Source organism: Undibacterium hunanense (assembly GCF_014284335.1).
GTDB classification, from domain to species: Bacteria; Pseudomonadota; Gammaproteobacteria; order Burkholderiales; family Burkholderiaceae_D; genus Undibacterium; species Undibacterium hunanense.
In genome coordinates, this window is record NZ_JACOGF010000001.1 from 552,410 (window position 1) to 576,041 (window position 23,632).

Annotated in this window: 16 protein-coding genes; 10 read left to right on the forward strand and 6 right to left on the reverse strand. The window is 51.8% G+C overall.

Features of this window, described 5'->3' with window-relative positions; translation table 11 throughout:
- Positions 1-33: 33 nt before the first annotated feature.
- The gene (hrpA, locus tag H8L32_RS02425; RefSeq protein WP_230412027.1) at positions 34-4,221 is read right to left on the reverse strand and encodes an ATP-dependent RNA helicase HrpA; all 4,188 of its coding nucleotides are present in this window, start codon (positions 4,219-4,221) and stop codon (positions 34-36) included.
- Positions 4,222-4,576: 355 nt separating this feature from the next.
- Here hrpA and H8L32_RS02430 point away from each other — a divergent pair, with 355 nt between their 5' ends.
- From H8L32_RS02430 to H8L32_RS02440, 3 genes are all read left to right on the forward strand, one after another.
- On the forward strand, positions 4,577-5,725 hold the full coding sequence (locus H8L32_RS02430) for a tetratricopeptide repeat protein (RefSeq protein WP_186945557.1): 1,149 nt from the start codon (positions 4,577-4,579) through the stop codon (positions 5,723-5,725).
- A 146-nt stretch (positions 5,726-5,871) separates the two neighbouring features.
- Positions 5,872-7,182 carry an amino-acid N-acetyltransferase gene (gene argA / locus H8L32_RS02435; protein ID WP_186945558.1) on the forward strand — a complete coding sequence of 437 codons (1,311 nt, stop codon included), beginning with the start codon at positions 5,872-5,874 and terminating at the stop codon, positions 7,180-7,182.
- 74 nt (positions 7,183-7,256) lie between these two features.
- On the forward strand, positions 7,257-7,529 hold the full coding sequence (locus tag H8L32_RS02440; RefSeq protein WP_186945559.1) for an oxidative damage protection protein: 273 nt from the start codon (positions 7,257-7,259) through the stop codon (positions 7,527-7,529).
- 88 nt (positions 7,530-7,617) lie between these two features.
- Here the strand turns inward: H8L32_RS02440 and rpiA are convergent, their stop codons facing one another.
- Together rpiA and H8L32_RS02450 are read right to left on the reverse strand one after the other, a co-directional pair.
- Positions 7,618-8,289 (reverse strand): ribose-5-phosphate isomerase RpiA, encoded by a 672-nt coding sequence (gene rpiA / locus H8L32_RS02445; protein WP_186945560.1) that lies wholly within the window; start codon positions 8,287-8,289, stop codon positions 7,618-7,620.
- A gap of 83 nt (positions 8,290-8,372) precedes the next feature.
- Complete coding sequence (locus H8L32_RS02450) at positions 8,373-9,380, reverse strand: serine/threonine protein kinase (RefSeq protein ID WP_186945561.1); 1,008 nt, start codon at positions 9,378-9,380, stop codon at positions 8,373-8,375.
- Positions 9,381-9,489: 109 nt separating this feature from the next.
- Here H8L32_RS02450 and H8L32_RS02455 point away from each other — a divergent pair, with 109 nt between their 5' ends.
- Positions 9,490-10,203 carry a UPF0149 family protein gene (locus tag H8L32_RS02455; protein ID WP_186945562.1) on the forward strand — a complete coding sequence of 238 codons (714 nt, stop codon included), beginning with the start codon at positions 9,490-9,492 and terminating at the stop codon, positions 10,201-10,203.
- A gap of 121 nt (positions 10,204-10,324) precedes the next feature.
- Positions 10,325-10,579, forward strand: a complete 255-nt coding sequence (locus tag H8L32_RS02460; protein WP_186945563.1) for an acyl-CoA-binding protein — start codon at positions 10,325-10,327, stop codon at positions 10,577-10,579.
- On the opposite strand, the gene H8L32_RS02465 is transcribed toward H8L32_RS02460, so the two are convergent.
- Positions 10,576-11,547 (reverse strand): 2-hydroxyacid dehydrogenase, encoded by a 972-nt coding sequence (locus H8L32_RS02465; RefSeq protein WP_186945564.1) that lies wholly within the window; start codon positions 11,545-11,547, stop codon positions 10,576-10,578. The genes H8L32_RS02460 and H8L32_RS02465 overlap by 4 nt on opposite strands.
- Before the next feature lie 852 nt (positions 11,548-12,399).
- Here H8L32_RS02465 and H8L32_RS02470 point away from each other — a divergent pair.
- From H8L32_RS02470 to H8L32_RS02490, 5 genes are all read left to right on the forward strand, one after another.
- A complete protein-coding gene (locus H8L32_RS02470) occupies positions 12,400-13,626 on the forward strand; it encodes a hypothetical protein (RefSeq protein ID WP_186945565.1) in 1,227 nt (408 codons plus the stop codon).
- The gene (locus tag H8L32_RS02475; RefSeq protein ID WP_186945566.1) at positions 13,623-14,588 is read left to right on the forward strand and encodes a hypothetical protein; all 966 of its coding nucleotides are present in this window, start codon (positions 13,623-13,625) and stop codon (positions 14,586-14,588) included. Before H8L32_RS02470 ends, H8L32_RS02475 begins: the two co-directional genes overlap by 4 nt.
- Before the next feature lie 12 nt (positions 14,589-14,600).
- Entirely contained in the window at positions 14,601-15,716 is a 1,116-nt protein-coding gene (locus tag H8L32_RS02480) for a hypothetical protein (protein WP_186945567.1), read from the forward strand.
- Positions 15,717-16,436: 720 nt separating this feature from the next.
- Positions 16,437-16,760 (forward strand): ferredoxin FdxA, encoded by a 324-nt coding sequence (gene fdxA / locus H8L32_RS02485; protein WP_186945568.1) that lies wholly within the window; start codon positions 16,437-16,439, stop codon positions 16,758-16,760.
- A 74-nt stretch (positions 16,761-16,834) separates the two neighbouring features.
- A complete protein-coding gene (locus H8L32_RS02490) occupies positions 16,835-17,905 on the forward strand; it encodes an NAD(P)/FAD-dependent oxidoreductase (protein ID WP_186945569.1) in 1,071 nt (356 codons plus the stop codon).
- A 110-nt stretch (positions 17,906-18,015) separates the two neighbouring features.
- Here the strand turns inward: H8L32_RS02490 and H8L32_RS02495 are convergent, their stop codons facing one another.
- Both H8L32_RS02495 and H8L32_RS02500 read right to left on the reverse strand, forming a co-directional pair.
- Positions 18,016-19,140, reverse strand: coding sequence for a response regulator (locus H8L32_RS02495; RefSeq protein ID WP_186945570.1), 1,125 nt, complete (start codon positions 19,138-19,140; stop codon positions 18,016-18,018).
- Between the two features lie 63 nt (positions 19,141-19,203).
- Entirely contained in the window at positions 19,204-23,496 is a 4,293-nt protein-coding gene (locus H8L32_RS02500; protein WP_186945571.1) for a response regulator, read from the reverse strand.
- Positions 23,497-23,632 lie beyond the last annotated feature (136 nt).

Consider the following 23,632-nt stretch of genomic DNA (forward strand, 5'->3'; position numbering starts at 1 on the left):
AACAAGCTTTGCCTGCGGTCATGGCAGCGTGGACTATCGTTGCAGGCTTTCCCACACTTTTTGCAGCCGCTTGACAGACACCGGCATGGGTGTACGCAGTTCCTGAGCAAACAGCGATACCCTCAGTTCTTCCAGCAACCAGCGGAATTCCAGCAGTTTTGGGTCAGCATCCACACCAGTCTTGCGTGGATGACGCTGCCATGCCTGGGCCACACTATTCCATTCTGCCAGCAATTTCTGGTCACGCGCAGGATCGGCGCGCAGCTTGTCCATGCGTACCGTGATGGCTTTCAGATAGCGGGGAAAATGCGATAACTGAGTGAAATCATTGTCCGCAATAAAATGCTTGGTCACCAGCATTTGCAACTGTGTCTGCATATCGGCAGCCGCCTGTGCATGGGCCTTGATGCCTTGCAGCTTCTTGGGCAAGCCATGGTATTCAGCCAGTATCTGCGCAGCCGTGCGGGCAATTTCATTGGCCAGCAAATTCAACCTTGCCTTGCCTTCATCACGGCGTTTATTGAATTCACCAGAATTGGCAGGCAAAGGGCTTTGCAGGAAAGCGCTTTCTATCGCGACCTGGATAATCTGGTCACGTAATTCTTCCTGCGAACCCAGGGCCATGAATTGCATGCCCATCTGCTGCAAGCCAGGGATATTTTTTTCCAGAAACTTGATCTGCTCTTTCAATTGCAAGGCAAACAGGCGTCGCAAACCTATGCGATGTACACGAGTCGCCTCATCCGGATCATCAAACACTTCAATATGGCAATGCGTAACTTTATCCACCAGTGCCGGATAACCGATAAGTGTTTGCTTGCCCTGCTGAACTTCCAGCAATTCGGGCAGGCTGTCAAAGGTCCAGGCTGTAAGATTTTCCTGTTTTAATGCAGGTACTGCGGCGCTCGTCTGAATGCTCGCAGTCGCAGGTTTGCCAGCATTGCGGACTGACTGGTCTTCTGCGACAGCAATCTGTTTGGTCACAACTGGATTTGTATCCAACAAGGCCAGTTTCTCGGCGCTGGCAATGCGCTGAAAACTCTCGCGTGCCTGGCCACCAAATTCTGCCCGCAGACTGGCCAGGTTACGGCCCATTTCCAGTTGGCGACCATGCTCATCGACGACTTTGAAATTCATCGTCAGATGCACGGGTACAGTCTCGAATTTGAAATCCGTGGTCTTGCACAACAAGCCTTTTTGCTCGCGTATGTCGGCAATCACGGCATCAAGGAAATTGCCTTTACCAAAATCATTGCGCTCACAAAAACCACCCGCATACTCAGGAATGGGGACGCAATGACGACGTATCTTTTGCGGCAAGGATTTGATCAGCAAATGCACTTTTTCTTTGAGCATGCCAGGCACCAGCCATTCGCAGCGGTCTGCCGATACCTGATTCAAAGAAAATAAAGGCACAGTCAGGGTCACGCCATCGCGTGGACTGCCCGGCTCAAAGTGATAACTCAGTTGCAATGCCACACCCGACACCTGCATGGTCTTGGGAAACAAATCCGTTGTCACGCCTGCTGCTTCATGGCGCATCAACTCGTCCTTGTTCAGGTACAGGAGCTTGGGATTGGCCCTGGTCGCTTCTTTATGCCATTGTTCAAACAGGACTGCGTTCCAGACATCGGCTGGCAAGTGCTGATCATAAAAAGCCACGATCAGTTCTTCATCCACCAGCACATCCAGGCGACGCGATTTGTGTTCGAGGTTTTCTATCTCGCGTACCAGTTTCTGGTTATATGCGAAGAAAGGAGCGCGGGTATCAAACTCGCCTTCGACCAGGGCGTCGCGGATGAACATCTCCCGTGCTTCTGCCGGATGGGTCAAGCCATATTGCGTGCGGCGCTGACTGTATACAACCAATCCATACAGGGTGGCACGTTCAAAGGCAGATACCTGGCCGGCGCGTTTTTCCCAACGCGGTTCACCATAGGATTTTTTCAGCAGATGTTCACCGATTTTTTCCAGCCATTCTGGATTGATCTGGGCAATACAGCGTCCATACAGGCGTGTGGTATCCACCAGTTCAGCCGCCATGATCCAGCGTCCGGCTTTTTTGGCCAGAGTAGAACCGGGCCAGATATAAAACTTGATACTACGGGCACCCAGATAATGCGCTTCTTCATCCGACTTGTAGCCGATATTGCCCAGCAAACCCGTCAATAATGAAAGATGCAATTGCTCATACGTAGCTGGTGCCTCATTCAAACGCCAGCCCTGTTCCTTGACGATGGTCAGCAACTGGGAATGCACTTCACGCCATTCACGCAAGCGCATCTGGCTCAGAAAATTGGCGCGGCAATTATCTTGTAGCTGACGATTGGTTTTCTTGTGCTCGATGGCATCTTCAAACCATTTCCAGATTTTCAGGTAAGACTGGAATTCAGATTTTTCATCGGCAAATTTCTTGTGCGCCATGTCTGCCGCAGCCTGCGCTTCCATGGGGCGGTCGCGCGGGTCTTGCACCGACAAGGCAGCAGCGATGATCAGCACTTCCTGCAAGGCCTGGTTGTCACGGGCAGCCAGAATCATGCGCCCCACACGCGGGTCCAGCGGCAGTTTGGCGAGTTGCCTGCCAACCGGTGTCAACTGGTTGACTTCATCCATCGCCCCCAGTTCTTGCAAAAGCTGATAACCGTCAGCAATCGCCCGGCCTGGTGGCGGCTCGATGAAAGGAAAAGTTTCAACATCAGTCAGACGCAGCGATTTCATGCGCAAGATGACGGCAGCCAGCGATGAGCGCAAAATCTCGGGTTCGGTAAATTTTGGCCTTTGCAGGTAATCCTGTTCATCAAACAGGCGTATGCACACACCAGCCGCCACACGGCCGCAACGGCCAGCACGCTGATTGGCTGCCGACTGGGCCACCGCCTCTATCTGCAATTGTTCGACTTTATTCCTGTAACTATAGCGTTTGACACGTGCTAGGCCAGCATCAACGACATAGCGTATGCCAGGCACGGTCAGCGAGGTTTCTGCCACATTCGTGGCCAGCACGATGCGACGTGCATTCGAAGTCTTGAATACCCTCTCCTGCTCCTGCGCCGACAGGCGGGCGAACAGCGGTAAAATCTCTACATGCGGTGGATGGTGTTTGCGCAAGGCTTCGGCAGCGTCACGAATTTCACGCTCCCCCGGCAAAAACACCAGCACGTCGCCAGAACCGACACGGCACAATTCATCGACGGCATCGGTAATCGCCGTCATCAGATCGCGCTCTTTATCTTTTTCGGTATCCTGTATGGGGCGATATCGCACTTCTACCGGGTACAAACGACCTGACACTTCGATCACGGGAGCGGGTTTGGGCTCCGTCCCTCTGGTATCGGCAAAATGATTGGCAAAGCGCTGCGCATCTATCGTCGCAGAAGTGATGATGATCTTCAGGTCACGGCGCCTGGGTAATAATTGCTTCAGATAACCAAGCAGAAAATCAATATTCAGGCTGCGTTCATGCGCCTCATCGATGATGATGGTGTCATATTGCTTTAACAGCGGGTCGGTCTGCGTTTCTGCCAGCAAGATACCGTCAGTCATCAGCTTGACCGATGCGCCCTTGCTCAGGGTATCGGTAAAACGGACTTTAAAGCCTACATGCTCACCCAGCGGTGAATTCAATTCTTGCGCAATACGCTTGGCGGTAGACGACGCAGCAATCCGGCGTGGCTGGGTATGACCGATCAGGCCTTTTTGACCACGTCCCAGTTCCAGACAGATTTTGGGTAATTGTGTGGTCTTGCCTGAGCCTGTTTCACCACAGACGATAATGACCTGATGCTTTTGCAAAGCCTCGGCAATTTCTGCCCGCTTGCCGGATACCGGCAACTCTTCTGGGAAGGTGATGGGTGGCAAGACATTGCGAAAAGGTAAAACCGGCTCTTCTTTGGCTGGCGCAGCTGGTCTTTGTCGATTATTGTCCCTGCGGCTTTCTATGCCACCATTGGCACCATCGGTACGATCAGTACCACTGGCACGTTCAGGCCGCGGCCTGGCTGATTGCGGGCGCGCCCCTTGCTGTCGCCCCTGTTGCACTTTGGGAGGACGATCTTGTCCAGCGCCGCCAACATTGAGATTGAGCGGCTTGTTTTCCGGTACTTCAGACTTCGCGGTGGTCTCACGCAATTGTTGTCGAAGCTCTCGCAATCCCGATAAACCATCTATCGCACCGGGCATTGCTTTTTTGGGGGAGTTTTTAGGTGTTTGATTTGAAGACATAGCGCTGCGCATTATCCCAGATTTTTACGCTGCACAGGAAATGTTGCACTGTTTGCCATAACACTGCCACAACACTGCGATATCACTGCCGCCTCACTCCTGTCAAAACAATAATGCGAATCAGTGCGTATCGGCCTTGCAACAAGCATCAAATCATATAAATAAATCCCCTCTTTATTTATCCTATAATGAATCAAACTAGAATTTGAGACGGCGACCACCTTGAGTCTATGCAGCAGTTTGTATAGCTATCTAGTAGTCTGAAGTAGCCCGGATTCCTGTCTAAATAAAGAACCTGTTTCATCAACAAAAATGAAATACGTTTCAGTCAAAATCCAGCCGCGTGAGGATTAAAATGAAAACCTGGATTATCCTGCTCTTTGCCAGTTTGCTGACCGCCTGTGCCAGCCAGCCCAGCCAAAAATTAAGCGGTCTGCAACTAAATGATCAGGGCTTTGGCCCGGCATCGACATCCATCAATGCCGAAGATGTCATGGCGCTCAGCAAGGAAATGCATGCTTACCTGAAAAATGATATTGCTACCCAGCTACGTGGCAAATCCCCGCAAAAAGCCCTGTTTGACGCACTTTCGACCAAAGGTCAGATCAAGCTTGAATACGATGCGGAAATGACCCGCAATGCGGCACAGGCCTTCAGCGCCCGTTCCGGCAATTGCCTGTCACTGGTTCTGATGACGGCAGCACTGGCAAAAGAACTGGGTATGGATGTGCAATTTCAAAATGTACTGATGGATGAATCCTGGAGCCGTAACAACGATATTTACTTTGCGGCAGGACATGTAAATATCGTACTGGGAAACAAATCGGGATTCCGGCACTCAACCCAGGAATACAGCCAGTCCATGGTGATCGATTTCCTCCCGCCCAGGGATCTGCGTGGTCAACGTGCAGAACTGATACGTGAAGCCACCGTCATTGCCATGTACTTCAACAATCGTGCCGCCGAATCCCTGGCACAACACCAGGTCAACGATGCTTACTGGTTTGCCCGCGCCGCCCTGATGAGCGACCCTGACTTCATTGCTGCCTACAATACCCTGGGCGTGGTGTACCGCCAGCATGGCGATCTGGCTTTATCTGAAGTTGTATTCAAGCAGATTCTGAGCAAGGAAAGAGAGAACACCATGGCGCTCAGCAACCTGATCGAAGTATTGCGCAAGGCTGACCGTCTGCCTGAAGCACAACTATATGCCGACAGACTGGCAAACTTGCAACCGAATGCCCCCTTCCATTACTTTAACCGAGGCCTGGCAGCCATGGATCGCGGTGAATATGCCGAAGCCAAGGCTCTGTTCAAACGGGAAATCAAACGTGACCCGAATTATGACGAATTCCATTTATGGCTGGCACTGGCGCATTTAAAACTGGGAGAAACCCCGGATGCAATAGCAGAACTGACACTGGCGCAGGCCAACAGCACCACCCGCAAGGCCCAGAATTTATATGCCGGCAAACTGGAAAGGATCAAGGCTGCTTACCATTGATTCACTCATTAAGCACACACCAAGCCATTCAGAGCTACCCTATCAGGCACATCCTGACACCAGCTCAGGAGCCTGATTGACAACAATGTTGAATTCGACCACGTTGGATGGTCATCTGTTTTCTCGTCTCAGATTATAATTGGCGGATGGAAAATCCCGTTCAATTCGTTCAATGGCTGCGCTCGGTCGCGCCGTATATTCATGCCTTCCGTGGGAAGACCTTTGTGGTCGCCTTTCCCGGTGAGCTGGTCATGGCAGGTGCACTGCCGGTTCTGGCCCAGGATTTATCACTTTTACATGCACTTGGCATTAAAGTTGTCATAGTCCATGGCTCGCGACCCCAGGTTGCCGAGCAACTGGCCCTGCGTAATGTCGAAGGCAGCTTTCATAATGGCATACGCATTACCGATACCGCAGCGCTGGAGTGTTCGAAAGAGGCCGCCGGTGAATTGCGCCTGGATATTGAAGCCGCATTCAGTCAGGGCTTGCCGAATACGCCCATGGCACATTCTGCCATCCGCATTATTTCAGGCAACTTTGTCACGGCCAAACCGATAGGCATCGTGGGCGGGGTTGATTTCCAGTTAACGGGTATCGCCCGCAAAGTGGCGTACGACACCATCCATCGCATTCTGGATGCCGGCAATCTGGTACTGCTTGGCCCGCTGGGTTTCTCGCCCACCGGCGAAGCCTTCAATCTGACCATGGAAGACGTAGCCGTATCAACCGCCACAGCCTTACGTGCCGACAAACTGATTTTTATCACCGAAACACCAATGATGGTGGATCAGGACAATGATGAAATCCGCGAATTGTCATTCATGCAGGCCGAGCAAGAGTTAAAAGCCAACTATTTGCCGCCAGACTCTGCTTTTTATCTGGAACACGCCGTCAAGGCTTCACGTGGCGGTGTCCCACGGATACATATTGTGCCCTACAAGATGGACGGCTCGGCCCTGCTGGAATTGTTTACTCATGATGGCGTAGGCACCATGGTGTCATCAGAAAACCTGGAAAGCCTGCGCGAAGCCACGATTGAAGACGTAGGCGGCATCATCAAGCTGATCGAACCGCTGGAAGCCGATGGCACCCTGGTGAAACGTGGACGCGAGCTGATAGAGCGCGAAATCAATTATTTCTCAGTGATAGAGCATGACGGCGTGATCTTTGGCTGCGCCGCCCTGTACCCTTTCCCGTTCGAAAAAATGGCAGAAATGGCTTGCCTGACCGTCAACCCCGATGTACAAAGCCAGGGCGATGGTGAACGCATCCTCAAGCACATGGAAAAACGCGCACGCCGCGCTGGCTTCCACAGCCTGTTTGTGCTGACTACACGCACTGCACACTGGTTCCTGAAACGTGGTTTCGTCAATGCCTCATTCGATGATTTGCCCAAAGACAGGCAAAAAATGTATAACTGGCAACGCAAATCACTGGTTCTGATCAAGCAACTCTAAGACACCCTAAGCAACCACAGGTCACAGGCCGTATAATCACGCTGTTTTCGAGATTTAGCAAAAGGAGTAACACCATGGCCCGTACGGTCCACTGCATCAAATTAGACAAAGAAGCCGAAGGTCTGGATTTTCCACCGTATCCAGGTGAACTGGGCAAACGGATTTATGAAAGCGTGTCCAAAGAAGCCTGGGCTGCCTGGCTCAAGCATCAGACCATGCTGGTGAATGAAAACCGCCTGAACCTGGCCGACACCCGTGCCCGCAAATATCTGGCAACCCAGATGGAAAAGCATTTCTTTGGTGATGGTGCCGATGCTGCTTCTGGTTATGTACCGCCAACTGACTAAATGCCTGACTGACATTCATCAGCACCCAGCAAAAAGCCCGCCATAGTAAGCGGGCTTTTTGCTGGGACAAAGCTTCAAGCTGGTAAAATTAAAACTGCAAGGTTTTAACGCCTTCACTGGTACCCAGCAGGCAAACATTGGCGCCCTGCTGTGCAAACAGCCCTACGGTCACCACACCAACGATATTATTAATCGTCGCTTCCAGCGCTACCGGGTCTGCAATCTGCAAGCCATGTATATCCAAAATCATATTGCCATTGTCCGTCAACAAAGGCTGGCCATCTTTCAAACGCAAACGGGCTTCGCCACCCAGGGCATTGAGCTTGCGGGTGACGACGGCGTGCGACATCGGTATCACTTCTACCGGCAAGGGGAACCCACCCAGCTTGTCCACCAGCTTTGAGCCGTCGGCGATGCAGATAAATTTTCCAGCGACCGAGGCCACGATTTTTTCACGTGTCAATGCGGCACCACCACCCTTGATCATGGCACCCTGCGGGGTAATTTCATCCGCACCGTCAATATACACAGGCATGGAGACTACATCGTTCAAATCCAGCACGGTAATGCCATGTCCACGCAGACGTGCTGCGGTTGCCTCGGATGAGGCCACTGCCGCCTTGATCTTGTGCTTGATCTTCGCCAGTTCATCAATAAAAAAATTGGCTGTCGAGCCGGTGCCGACACCCACTATGTCATTTTCAACCACATAGGCTATGGCAGCCTGGGCCACTGCCAGTTTTAATTCATCTTGCGTCATGGTGCATTTCCATCAAAGTTAATCATTTGCCCGAATTTTACAGGACAGGCTGATCTTCTTTGCAGATTCTGGATGAAATTGCGTCAAACCGGCCACAGGGGTGCGTCTTCCATCAGCGCCACTTGCTCGCGTAATTCCAGTATGCGGTCTTGCCAATACCTTTGGCTGTTAAACCACGGGAAAGCCGCCGGAAAGGCCGGATCGCTCCAGCGCTGCGCCAACCAGGCTGAGTAATGAATCAGACGCAACGTGCGCAATGCCTCTATCAGGTACAACTGGCGGCTTTCAAATTCAAAGAAATCTTCATAGCCAGCCAGGATATCCGTCAATTGCCGCTGCATGTCCTGACGGTCACCCGACAGCAGCATCCATAAATCCTGTATGCCCGGACCCATGCGGCTATCATCAAAATCCACAAAATGTGGGCCAGCCTGTGCACCGGATTCCAGCCACAAGACATTCCCAAGATGGCAATCGCCATGCAGGCGTAATGGCTGCACGTCTCCGGCACGCTCGTAACAGCGCTGTATCCCATCGAGCGCCTGCTGACTGACACTTTCATAGGCGGGCAACAGATCAGGCGGGATAAAGTCATGCGCCAGCAGCCAGGCACGTGGCTGCACGCCAAAGGTTTCCGGATTAATAGCTGGCCGCTCGCGATAGCTGGCAAGGGCACCTACGGCATGAATACGGCCAATAAAACGCCCCAGCCATTCCAGGGTTGCGGCATCGCCGGTTTCCGGCGCACGGCCACTCTGCCTAGCAAACAAGGCAAAGCGAAAACCCTGGTAATGGCGCAGGCTGCTGCCGTCAGCCGTCTGCATTGCACCAACTACCGGAATCTCATGTTGCAATAGCTCACGCACAAAATCATGTTCTTCATTGATGGCAGTATCCGTCCAGCGCAAGGGGCGGTAAAATTTGACGACCACAGGTACATCGTCTTCCATGCCTATCTGGTAGACCCGGTTTTCATAGCTGTTCAGGGCCAGCATGCGGCCATCGCTGCGCAGACCGCTGCTTTCAACAGCGTCCAGCACCAGTTCTGGCGTCAAACCGGCAAAAGAGTCTGGGAGATTGGTATTTGTCATGTTGGCTATTGTACGTGTGCCAAAGCCTGTACGGCACAAAAGACCTGCACAGCCAGCAAACAAAGCGCTAAACTGCCGGTATTTTCAATATCCAATTCAAGAGCGATCCATGCATCTCGACGAACCCTTAAGCGACAAAGAATTCAATGAACTCGACAAATTCCTGATGTCGGACAAGGTCGGCGACGATGGCATGACCATGGACGCCCTGCACGGCTACCTGACCGCCATCGCCCTGGGGCCGGAAATGATACCCATGGCAGAATGGCTGCCACTGGTATGGGGCTTGCCGGATGCGGGTGAACCCAAGTTCAAGAATGAAAAAGAAATGCAGCGCATCACCGGTCTGGTGGCACGCTTCATGAATGAAATCCAGATCACCTTTGAAGTTGCGCCACAGGAATATGAACCGCTGTTCTGCGTCATGGAACAAAATGGCAAGGAACTGATTGATGGCGAAACCTGGGCCTGGGGCTTCTGGGAAGGCATGCAACTGCGCGAAGAAGCCTGGGAAACAGCCTGGGCATCGGAAGAAGTCGGCCCCTTGCTGCAGCCTATCTATCTGCTGGGCGCAGAAGAAATCGAAGAAGAAGAATTGAAATTCGTCGATACACCAGAAAAATGCCATGAACTGGCATTGACGCTGGAAGCATCCATCCCGACCATACGCCGTTTCTGGGCCCCCTTGCGTAAATCCGGTGTGACCACCGTCAAGCGCGATACCCCCAAAGTCGGCAGAAATGACCCTTGTCCATGCGGCAGCGGCAAAAAATACAAAGTCTGTTGCGGTGCCGATACTGATAACGAGCCCACGCTGCACTGATCAGTCCAGCACTGTTCGTCAGGCAAACACGGCGCTGGAGGGAAACCTCTAGCGCAAAACCGCCCTGCCAGCATGTCTTCATGCTATTTTTGTGTTCCTCAATTCGATGCTGGAGACCACAATGAGCTTGCAAGAACAATTCAACCAGGCACTGGCCGATTCCAAAAATCTGCCAGAACGTCCGGACAACATGACCCTGCTGAAAATCTATGCCCTGTTCAAACAAGGCAGCGGTGGCGATGCTACTGGCGATCGCCCTGGCATGACCGACTTTGTCGCCCGCGCCAAGTTTGATGCCTGGGCAGAACTCAAAGGCACCACCCAGGAAGCCGCCATGCAGCAATATGTTGATCTGATCAACGATCTCAAGGATTAAACCGCTGGGTTCAGCCAGTCTCGCGGCCTGCCTTCGGTCAGGCCAGCGATCAGATTGTCCGCAGCACGATTCGCCATTGCCCGCCGGGTTGCCTCTGAAGCACTGGCAATATGCGGTGTCAGCACCACATTTTGCAGGGTCAAAAAGTCTGGATGGAATTTGGGTTCGTTCTCAAACACGTCCAGGCCCGCTGCTGCAATACGCTGCCTGCGCAGGGCTGCGATCAAGGCCTGGTCATCGACGATACCGCCACGCGCCAGATTGACCAGGGTTGCGCCGGGCTTCATCAATTCAATTTCAGCCGCGCCTATGCAATGATGCGACGCTGGCGAATATGGCAAGACCAGCACCACATGATCGGCCTCGGCCAGCAATTCTTCCTTGCTGACATACCGGGCATGGTTCGCGTGCGCCTCCTGTTCAGCACTCAGCCGTGAACGGTTGTGATACACGACCTTCATATCAAAACCCATGGAACGCCGCGCTATCGCCTGCCCTATCCTGCCCATGCCGATAATACCCAGGGTGGCGCCATGTACATCCGCCCCCAGGAAAGAGTCATAACGCCATTTGGTCCACTTGCCAGCGCGCAGCCAGTGTTCAGATTCCGTCACCCGCCTGGCCGTCGCCATCAGCAACGCCCAGCCAAAGTCAGCAGTCGTTTCATTCAAGACTTCCGGTGTATTGCTGGCCATGACGCCATGCGCAGTACAGGCAGGCACGTCAATATTGTCGTAACCCACAGCCATGCTGGCGACCATCTTCAGATCTGGCAACTGCTGCAATAGCTCCGCATTGATTTTGGCACTGGCCGTCGCCAAGGTACCAGCCTTGCCCTTCAACTTCGCAGCCAGCTCAGCAGGTGTAAAAATCACATCATCCTGATTCGATTCGACTTCAAAGTATTCCGAAAGACGGGTCAATACTTCAGGAAAAATAGCGCGCGTAACAAGAATGGCGGGTTTCATGCATATCCTTTTAATAATAAAACAAGACGAAAACACATCCGGCTTGCTTAGAATTCACTTTAGTCGTTCTAGCATCATAAACCTTTCCTCGATTTTTCTCATTTGGCCTTGAGGCTTCGATAGATAAATTATCAAATAGACATTTTCCTCAAAACCTTCTAGATGGCAACGGAAAAGCACGGGAATTCGGCGCGCATCCTTTACGGATTGGTCAGTGGAAGAAGGAAATCCTGGAGAATGCTGGCGCGTTGTTCAACAACAGGCGTAGCCCAAGACCCACCGATGAAAGCAGCCCGGAGGATAAGCTGTACGGCGAGATTGAGTAACTGAAGAATGCCGTGAATTGCCTTAAAAAGCTGGGGTAATGAGCCAGGAAGCACGTTTGGGCTTGATTGAACACGAGCACGCAAAGCTGCTGCTGATCCGTCAATGCGAATTAGCGGACGCGCCTCTTGCGAGCGTGCACCGCCTAATTAAGGCAACAGCGACAACGAAAGGCCTCAGGAAATGCGTAGAACGGGGCAGCGCCGTGCAGTTGACGAAGTGAAAATGAAGACCGTTTAAATTATCCGGCAAAGTGTCTTGACTAATGGATTCATTTTAGTCACAATGACAAGTGACATTTTAGCAACAATCAGCTATGATCGGCACCATCTATCTGTCACGATTGGTTGTTCTGGGACCGATTACCATTAGTGTCCGGTAGCGCAGCATGATTCTTTGTTGAAGTTGCGGATATCTCGCCTCGGCCAACTTTAGTGTTTGGATCAAGAGATTGATCCTATCTACACAGTTACCTATATCGAGATCGATTGAAGGCCTCAAGGTAATAACTTTTGTAAGGGGTACAGAATGACAAATGTATCAAAATCAACAGCCACTTCTGCAATCGCAGTAAGCCGACGAAGCTGGTTCGACAAGATTTTCGGAAAGCATGACGAACTCAACGACGTATGGCGAATCAACACCTTGTTATTACCGTTGCTTGGCATCGCCATCTTCGCTGCAGGGTGCGTGGGGTGGAACGCGAACGCGGTCGGCCCCGTATTGTTGTGGGTGTTCGCGTCCCTGGCGGCAGGTGGCACTGCTGGCTTTCTCTTTGGAATACCCAAGTCGGGTATTTCAACAACCGCTCCGGCTTCTGCCAGCTCACATGCCGAAGCAGTTCCTGAAGCGACAAACACCTCCATGAGGGGAGATGCAACGCAACGAGCGCGACCCAACACAAATTTGGAAGAGGTTTCAGATTGGCTAACGAAAATCCTTGTCGGATTAACTCTGGTGAATCTCAAAGATCTGCAGACAGAGGTAGGTCGTATCAGCCTAAATGCTGCAGCGGCCATACGACCGCACCCCACCGCTTCGGATGTCTCCATCGCTACGGCGCTCGTCGTCGGGTTTGCCTTGATGGGATTTCTAGCGGCCTATTTGTACACACGACTTTTCATACAAGGCGCCATCGTTCGCTCCGACGATCAAATGGGTCAATACAGGAACGCGGTCGCGCGTGCGGAGCAGATCGGTCAGCAATCGTCCGAGTCGAACTTCGATGCTGAAGTCGCAGTTGCGGTCATTCCGTCGGCAGCCAGCTTGAGCGCCGCTCAGGATGTCGCAGATGCCGCCCCGCCGAATCGCCCCGAGCTCGTGCTGCAACCATTACGCCAATTGGCCAGCCAATATGAAATGCTACGACAGACTAAGGACTATTCCCGCGACCGAACACAGCAAATGACAGAGATCGTTAATCGAATGCGACCACACGCGATCGCTGCTGCGCCATATATAGACGAATTAATCCAAAGCACGTCGACTGGAGATCATCTGGCCGCGACGGTCATTTTGCAAATGAAGTATATGCAAGACCGTATGGAATGGCTGGTGCGACGATTGGTCGAGGAACGCGCATTTATTGGGTATCAGGCAGCAAGCGCGTTGCTCGCTCGCGTACGCGTAGCAGGAATTCCAGAATGCAAGGATATCCAGTCAGCGACGGCGAAAGCAAAAGAGGAACGGTTGCGAATGGGCGTCACTGAAAAAACGCTTGATCAGTTGATTGACAAGATTCTGGCAGTGCAATGAAGCGCCGCAATACTAAAAAAAACGTGATGTTACCTAAACTGCGTAGGCCACGCGATTTTCTACTTCCAGCAGAAAAACAGTCTTGGGCCGAGCGCCTTCGTCGTGTCCTGCTAGTGATTTCCCGTGAGCTCAAGGGGCCACCAGGAATCCACCAAGCCAATCACGATACTGTGCGCCGTACATTGATTGGCATGGGACCCGACAGCGATAAAAAGCGTAACGAATCCGGTGCCCGCATGGTTGTCAACCTTTCCTCTGTGAATGTCCCCGACTTCTGCCGTCACGGGTATAAGAATGTCTATGACCGTCAGGCGAGCCAAGTGACTGCAGCTCCACGGATATCACAACGTCGACAGCGAGTAGATCGCGCGCTGCCTATCGGGCCGACAGTCGAACCGAAGGATATTTATTATGGAGCGGTCGAGCTCGCCGGAGCCGGCATACGTTATTACGGCGATGTTTGCCTTGTCCTTAAGCCCGAGGCCGTCCCCGCATCAACCGTGATTCTGGACAGGAATTCCTTCGATGTTGATCGGCCACCTGTCATTAATCGAATCAGTTCTCAGCCGCTTAATCTCCAGGAACGTGCTCGAGCGTCGCTGTTATTATCGTGGTCGGGTACATGGGAGCGCGATCTGGCTGCGATGACGACGATTCGACTACATTCAATAGGTGCGACCAGCACACGTAGATGGACAATTGGACAAATCGCTCGCACGTTAGTAGATGACGAGGACTATCTCGAAGTGCTCAAGCAGGACAGTTTTAACGTCAACGACATTCAGGAGGCGCGGCTGTTTTCCGCCGATGTTGCCCTTGACGCCTATATCTCTACGCGGACAAGTAATGTGCGCTTTGAGGCCTTGATTTGGCGCCGTCGTCGCAATCAGGCCGAGGCCGCGCTGCGTGAGGCCGGAATTCCCGTACGTGTGGTGGGAAACCATGGCCGTGAAAGGAGCTAACAAGTGGTAGCAATGCAATCTGAACAGACCTCATCGCTTTGGCACTTCGACGCATTAGACTCGCTCGCGGGTATGGCTTTCGTGAGTCGCACAGATACGAATAGCGACAATGATAACGTCGTGTTTTTTTGCCCACCAGCCTTTCAGCCGGAATTGGTCGGTCGATCTTCTATCGCACTGGGTGCGACCCGAGGTAGCTTTCAGGGCGGACTGATCATCGAGGGCGAGGAAGTCGGTTTTCCATCGCTCGCCGCTGCCGGTGAATTCGTCCGCCGCGCTTACGTCCGGGGCTCAGCGGGGGATGGTGGCGAGCCAGATGCGGGTGGTGAACCGAAAAACTCTGGACCAGACCCGCAGGACCCCGCCCGGGAAAAATCAGAGCGACCCTCGCAAGATCCCAGCCCCGCGTTGACAGCGCTCGTTACCGATATGGTTCGTTTTCGCGAATCCGTCGCAAAGTGCAAATTTGGTGAAATCCATCCCATGGAGTGGAGCACGCCACCAACGTCCGCCACGAATATGAGGACCAGAGACATCCTGATCAGTGGTGCAGCACATATCTTCTTCGACATCTTCTATCAACGGCCTTCGATCCCATGGAACGATTTACGGCACTCCATTTTTCAATTCGGCACGATTCTCTGGACAATGGGACTGAGATTGTCGGACTTAAAAGAGCAACTCGATAGATTATATCCAGGTTTTCATGGTGGTTATTTACTGTTAAAAATACAGATTCAATTGGAACATAGATGGCGCAAGGCACCGTGGAACTTGTATAGCGCCGACCCGCTTGAAATTCTCAGCCAATTGGCGGCTCCTAACAACGTGACTAGGGTGCTGCGTCCGGACGACCTGCTGGCTTGGCTGAGCATATTCCTTGCGACCCCCGATGATGCATTGGTTGCGATGTCACCTAGCGAAGGTTTTGAGCGCGCAACTTTCGCGGCGGCAGTGATAGTCAACCAGCGAGATGCATGGCCACTTTGGCTCGAAACAGATGATCGATCGGCGGCTATCAGCAAGCTTGAGAACAAAGCATTAACTTGGCTACGAGAACACCTACCTCAAGTAGCTTACTGTAAGGCATTCGAAGTGGCGCTTGCATCCATGGGGCGTCAGCGGTAAGTTGACCACTCAAATCGCGTGGCTTTTGTACGTCGCAGGCGAAGGACGAATTAAAGAAAAATTCACTATCAGGATTAAACCTTTCAATTTTGACATGCTTCAACACGGCGGCAGCTTGGATACGATACTTCTATCACAAACAATGCGGTTACCTGAATGCCTGATAGTAGCCTGGCCTAGGGTCGAGTTATTCTTGAAACGGCCGTTGATGATTTTGATGCCGCCTTGACACGCAGGTAGAAAATTTGCGCGCACCCTTCTAAATGCCAGAAGCTCTTTTGCGTCACAGCAATAGTTTTAGACTCGGCTATCCCTTCATGCGAAATTAACTTAATAGCCACACAATGACTGAAACGCTGACATGTTGATGAATGCTTTTTTTGAACCTGTTCATTTGTACAAAAATACCTATATTCGAGCACAAGACACAAATACCAGGGCGGATTGACCTAAACACCTGTCTGAATATTCACAGAAGAATATGATGCACATCAAGGCAAATTCTGCTGCTGTCTGGCAGCATGGCACATCTGCCATGCCTGCTTGAGACCAGTACCGTCTGGAAAACCGCCACAGCAAGCCTGTATTTGCTTATGCGCAAACTATATAAGCCTGATTTGTGGGAACTGCTAAATTGCCTTAAAATACAAGGCTTTGCAGCCCTGCGCCTATTTTTGCGCTTTGGCTGTGCCTAAATATCGAATTTTAGATTGGACTGTTATGACCCACGTTGTGACCGAATCCTGCATCCGCTGCCGTTATACTGATTGTGTGGATGTGTGCCCGGTGGACTGTTTCCGTGCTGGCCCGAATTTCCTGATTATTGATCCGGATGAATGCATAGATTGCGCCGTTTGCGTCGCAGAGTGTCCTGCCAACGCCATTTTTGCAGAAGAAGACGTGCCGGCAGATCAACAGCAATTCATCAAGATCAATGCCGATCTGACACGCAAATGGCCGTCGATTACCAAGACCGTTCCACCTTTGGCAGACGCCGATGACTGGAAAGATGTCAAAGACAAATTGCAATACCTGGAAAGATAAGTATCAGGGAAATCAATACGGGCTTTTGCTAATCGGCTCAAACAAATCCGCAATATCAGGAATCATCTCGTCGTATGGAAAACAAACAAACTACTGCGGCCAATGCCGCCATTGAAGCAGATGCAGTCATCATCGGCGCAGGTCCAGTTGGCCTGTTCCAGGTGTTCGAACTTGGCTTGCTTGAAATAAAAGCACACGTTATTGATTCGCTGGCTGTCGTCGGCGGTCAGTGCGTTGAGCTGTATCCGGACAAACCGATTTACGACATCCCTGCCGTACCGGTCTGTACCGGACAGGAACTGACAGACAATCTGTTGAAACAGATAGAACCTTTTGAACCGACCTTCCATCTGGGTCAGGAAGTAACCCTGGTCGAACGCCGTGAAGATGGCCGTTTTGATCTGGAAACATCGACAGGCACACGTTTCATCACCAAAACCATTTTCATCGCTGCCGGTGTTGGTTCCTTCCAGCCACGCACTTTGAAAGTCGAAGGCATAGAAGCGTTTGAAAACAAACAGGTCTTCTACCGCGTCAAAGATCCTACCCAGTTCCATGGTAAAAACCTGGTGATCTGCGGTGGTGGTGACTCTGCCCTTGACTGGGCGCTGAATCTGGTCGGCAAGGCTGAGTCCGTGGTGGTATTGCACCGTCGCGAAGATTTCCGTGCTGCGCCTGCGTCTGTCGCCAAGATGAAAGAATTGTGCGACAACTATGAAATGCAATTGACCATAGGTCAGGTCACAGGCATCGAAACCAAAGATGATCTGCTGTCCGAAATCAAGGTCACTGGCGCCGATGGCGTGACCCGTCGCATGCCGCTGGACACTCTGCTGGTCTTCTTTGGTCTGTCACCAAAGCTCGGCCCTATCGCCGAATGGGGTCTGGACATAGAACGCAAGCAATTGAAGGTCGTGAACACTGAAAAGTTCGAGACCAATGTACCCGGCATTTTTGCGGTAGGTGACATCAATACTTACCCAGGCAAGAAAAAACTCATCCTGTCCGGCTTCCATGAAGCGGCCCTGGCTGCTTTTGGTGCTGCACCGTATATTTTCCCTGACAAGAAAATCCACATGCAATACACCACGACTTCACCAAAGCTGCACAAGATCCTGGGTGTGGAAACACCGGTTTTCGATTAAATCGACGGCCAGCCAAACAAAAAAAAGCGCAAAGAAATTTCTTTGCGCTTTTTTGTTTTTGACAGCGAATCATTGTTCACAGTTGCACTCCATACTGCAACCGCATGCCATCAATTTATCGGTACATAGGATTCTGATTCCCTGAATTGATGGGCAATCTGATTAAATTCATCCGAAATCTGCAGGAAGGCTTCCAGGATGTCCGGATCAAAATGACTGCCACTCCCCTTGCGCATGATATCAATCGCTTCCTCGTGGCTGAATGCCGGTTTATAGACGCGTTTGGAGATCAGGGCATCATACACATCTGCCACTGCCATTAAACGCGCAGACAGCGGTATGGCATCACCTGCCAGGTTTTCCGGATAGCCTGAGCCATCCCACTTTTCCTGATGCGAATAGGTAATTTCACGGGCAAACTGCAGAAACTCATTACTTTCACCCAGATAGGTCTCTACCGAAATGATGGTTTCGCGGCCATAGACGGTATGCAGTTTCATGACTTCAAACTCTTCAGACGTCAGCTTGTCCGGTTTCAGCAAGATATTGTCTGGTATGCCGACCTTGCCGATATCGTGCAAAGGCGCAGATTTATACAGTAGCTCTATATTTTCATCTGTCAGTTCAGCATGAAAACGCGGGTGATTCTGCAATTTGCGCGCCAGCGCAGCGACATAGTTTTGTGTGCGCCGGATATGGTTGCCTGTTTCATTATCGCGGGTCTCGGCCAGTGAGGCCATGGCCATGATGATGGCGTCCTGCATCTTGCCCAGCTTGCGGGTGCGGTCTTGCACCAGGCTTTCCAGATGCTTGTTCTGGTCTTGCAGCAAATGGCGTGCACGTACCAGATTAAGCTGGGTTGCCACGCGCGCCAGTACGATGGGAGGACTGATAGGCTTACTGATGTAGTCGACCGCCCCCAGGCGCAAGCCCATTTCCTCATCCTGCACCTGGCTCTTGGCCGTCAGAAAGATGATGGGTATGTCCGCCGTAGCCGGATCAGCTTTCAGGCGACGGCAGGTTTCATAGCCATCCATTTCCGGCATCATGACATCCAGCAGTATCAGATCAGGCCCGGGCAGGCTGGATGCGATCTGCAAGGCCTTCAGGCCATTGGTGGCAATCTTTATCTTGTACTGGTCTTTCAGCAAACCCGACAGCAGGGAGATATTGTCCGGCGTATCGTCGACAATCAACACTACCTGCTTCGCATTATGGTCGAACATTTCACTCATGTTTTACCCCGATTGCTAGTATCGCTTCCTGTGAAGCCGATAACTCCGGATTGATTCATCAAATCAAAGTATTTCATAACCGAGATTTTTTGCGTTGTTAGTCAACAAGTTCAGGGCTACGTCATAGTCGAACTGCCTGACTGCCCGCATGATCTGTTTATGCACATCGACGCCAAACGCACTGGCGATCATCTCTCCTGACTCTAACAGCAAGTCTACCGCCTCGCCATCGTAATCTCGCAACAAATTGCAACATTTGACCAACAGTTGCTGCATGACGTCATGGTCAACCGGTACCAGCTCAACGGCTTTCACTTCGTTTTTGTTAAGGGATTTTTCTTGCGCCAAAACCTGATCGATTGCTGAAATGGCAGCATGCAGGCGGACCTCGCAATCATCCAGCACCGGCCCCAGCACAGACAGGTCAACCTTCTCATGCAACATCAGTTCCAGCTCGGCAGCCAGTGGCTGTATCTGCTTGACGCCGATCAGGCCGGCAACGCCTTTCAGCGTGTGTGCCAGGCGCTCTGCCAGCAAATTATCGCGACTGACATACGCTGACCGCATCTGCCCCACCACACCGCGCTGATCATCACAAAAACGTGACAGCAATTCCAGATAAAAAGCCCGGTTACCCAGAGTACGACTCAAACCTTCTTCCGTGTCTATGCCATCGATATGCAGGGTACTGCCAGCGTCTTGCGCAGGCACCTGTACGATATCAAAATTACTGCCAAACACATGATCCTGGCACCAGTGCGAGATGGCCTGATACAGCTCCTTCGGATTGATCGGCTTGGGCAGATGGGCATTCATGCCAGAGGCAAAACAAAGCTCACGCTCTTCCACCATGGCATGCGCCGTCATTGCGACAATGGGCAGCACATCAAAGCGTTTGTCGGCACGAATCAGTTTGGTCGCTTCATGCCCATCCATTTCAGGCATCTGCACATCCATGAAGACCACGCCGTAATAATCCGGCCCGGCTTCACGCAGGGTATTCACGGCAATCTTGCCATTGCTGGCAACATCAACGGCGATACCTGCTGCCTCCATCAATTCCATGGCAATTTGCTGATTGATTTCATTGTCTTCCACCAGCAGCACCCGCAAATCCGTATATTTGGGTATCAGCACGCCATGCGCACTGGGGATGGCGTAACTCGTGCTGGAAAACAGCTCTACGATGCAATCAACCAGGGTCGATGCATTGACTGGCTTGGTCAGGAAACCATCGGGGATGGCAATATCGTCGCGGTAACTGACTTCTTCCATGCCATGCGCGCTGACCAATACCATCAGCGGTATCGGTTGCAGCGAGCCATCGCGCTTGAGGTAGGTGATCAGTTCAAGCCCATCCATTTCCGGCATGCGCAGGTCAGTAAATACCATACCGTAGGGACGTGTCACATTGCATTCCCGCACCGCCTGCAAGGCAGCCGCACCACTGGTGACGACGTCAATATCAACAGGCAGCTCCGACAGTATCTCCTGCAATATTTCTGCCGCAGGCAGATTATCATCCACGATCAGAATACGCATACCATTGATGGCTGCCGGTATGACCTGGCGCTGGACGATGGGTTCGGCAATACCAAACCAACCGGTAAAATGCACGCAAGTACCGACGCCGGCTTCGCTGGTAAGGGCAATTTCCCCTCCCATCAATTCGACCATGCCTTTGGAAATGGATAAGCCCAGGCCGGTACCGCCAAATTTGCGGGTCGTCGATTCATCTGCCTGGCTGAATGGCCGGAACAATTTATCCGATTGCTCTTCAGTCATACCGATGCCGGTATCACGCACTTCAAATCTGAGCTTCACCTTGCCATTCACTGCCTCCAGCAATTGACAGGTGACGAAGATTTCCCCCTTTTCGGTAAACTTGATGGCGTTATTGATGAGATTGATCAATACCTGGCCCAGGCGCAAAGGATCGCCATTCAGATAGCGCGGGATATCCGGTGGCGCACGGAAAAGAAATTCCAGGCCTTTTTCATCCGCCTTGTCAGTGGTCACTGCCGAGATATTATTGAGTACCTCATCCAGATCAAAATCAACCTGCTCCATGCTTAACTTGCCAGCCTCGATTTTTGAAAAATCAAGAATGTCATTGATGATACCCAGTAAGGAAATCCCGGCCTTGTGGATTTTATCGACATAATCTTTTTGCTTGGCATTCAAGTCTGTCCGCAATGCCAGATGGGCCATGCCTATAATCGCATTCATGGGTGTGCGGATTTCGTGGCTCATATTGGCCAGGAACATGGACTTGGCTTCTGTCGTTTCTTCTGCATGGCGACGTGCCATTTCGGCTTCTTTCAGCTCATTTTGCATATGCAGTGTCTGCAGACGTATCTGCTCTGCCATGCTTTCCTTGAGCTGGGATTCCAGCAGCTTGCGCTGCGTGATATCCGATACGAACGACAGCGTGGCTGGCCGCCCTTCCCAATCGATCAGTACGGCGGACAATTCGGCCCAGATAATCGACCGGGTAGTGTGATTCTGTATGCGGAAGTGGTAATACTGCTCCACATTTTCACCGCGCAGACGCCGGGTATGGTGATCGATCACCATCGGCCTGTCATCCGGATAAATCGCTGAAATAAAAGACAATTGTGCCAGTTCTTCGGCACTGTAACCTGTCAGGCTCTGCACGCGAGGGTTCGCAAATACGATGCGCCCATCCTGCACGACCAGGATACCTTCGGTCACATTATTGATCAGTTGGCGATAATGCTGCTCGGACTTGCTGAGATCTTCTTCCAGTTGACGGCGGGCAGAAATATCCATTACCACCCAGACCGTACCATGGGCAAGATTATTTTTATCGACTGCACGACCAGAAAAATGCACCCAGAAGATATTGCCATCACTGCGTCGCATTTTCAATTCAGTTTCGTAGGCTTCACCACGCAACACCGATTGATTGACGGCCGCACCTGATTCCAGATAGGCTTCACGCGATTCGTAGAAAGATTCCAGCGAGGCGCCCAGCACCTTGTCACGCTCAACACCGAATATCTGGCACAGCGGGGTATTCACCCATTGAACGCGGCCCTGATTATTCAGGAAGACCATACCGACGATAGAATTTTCCAGCACGGTTTCGCGCTCGGACAGCATACGCTTGAGTTCATCTTCAAGCTGCCGCCGTTCCACCATCGATCGTTCAGCCATGCGCCTGGCCAAATCCGCTTCTTTCAGTTCATTGCGGATATGCAGGGTCTGTACATGTACGCGGGTAGCCAGACCCTGGGCCTTGGCGAACAAATCAAGATACCGCTTTTGTTCGTTGTAGGCTTCTTTCCAGTCTTCCATCTCGGTGAAGATTTCTGACAATTCCTTGATGGCACGCAGTGGCATGTAGATATAGCCGTTACCACCAACTTCATCGACAGCATGTCGCAAATCACGAATGGCTTCAGGATAACGCTTGTGACGCCTGTGCAAATGTCCGCTGACCCACCAGCTATAAGGTTTCAGATGCTTGTCTTCAAAACTGCCAAGCAGGGACATGGCGGTTTCACTGAGTTTGTCTGCCTCATTCAGTTGACCACGCATGGCCAGCGTATAGGCAGCAACCGACAGACAAAAGGTGCGACTGGCAGTGTCAGAATTATGGCCGGTCTGGATATCACCTATGTAATCGGCGATGGTCTGGTAAGCCTCTTCATACTTGTCCAGCGACACCTTGCACAGGGCCAGCATGGTGGATACAAAAGGTGCCAGCCAGCGTTCAGTGGAATGAATGGCGATATCCCTGGCTTCCTGCAGCAAGACTTCTGCATCTTCGGCATTACCGCTGACGTAGAAAATTTCGCCCAGGTTGGCGGTTACCTGTGCCACCCGGTTGGGTATCTGCAGGCTGCGCGCATCGTTCAAAGCGGTATAAAAATGACGGATGGCTTCTTCGGTATACCCCAATTCCTGCGAGAGTATGCCCAGCATGTTGTACACCACAATAGAGATACGGCTGGCACGCATGCGCAAGGCTGGCACGATACGCGCATGACACAAGGCATAGGCATCCTGCACATTGCCTCGCCTGCGCCAGACGGCAATAGTGCCGAACAACGCAAATGCCATGCCTTCATGTTCATCAACCGATTCAAACAGGGTAGCGGCACGCTCAAAAACAGGTGCAGCCAATTCCAGACGGTCGTCAAAATAATCGGCAAAAGCATCGATCAAATCAGCAGCGATCAATGATGCGGGGTTACTCTTGATACTTTCCTGATGACGCATCCCGGCAGCCACTTTGCGGCCGTCCTCAGGAATATCACGCATCAGGTCCAGCGCATCAAGACAATGCTCGCGCCAGTGAATTTCTGTTAGAGAACTATCTTTACTCATTCTGCTCAGCTCTTCAGAAAGAAATCATGCCATCCCACATGGGTGTGACCAGTCATGTTGCCAGTCTTCATCTTGTCCATATTGTCTTTTATTGTCGTTACTTGTCCGCCCCGCAAATACAGGGCCAACAGGACGA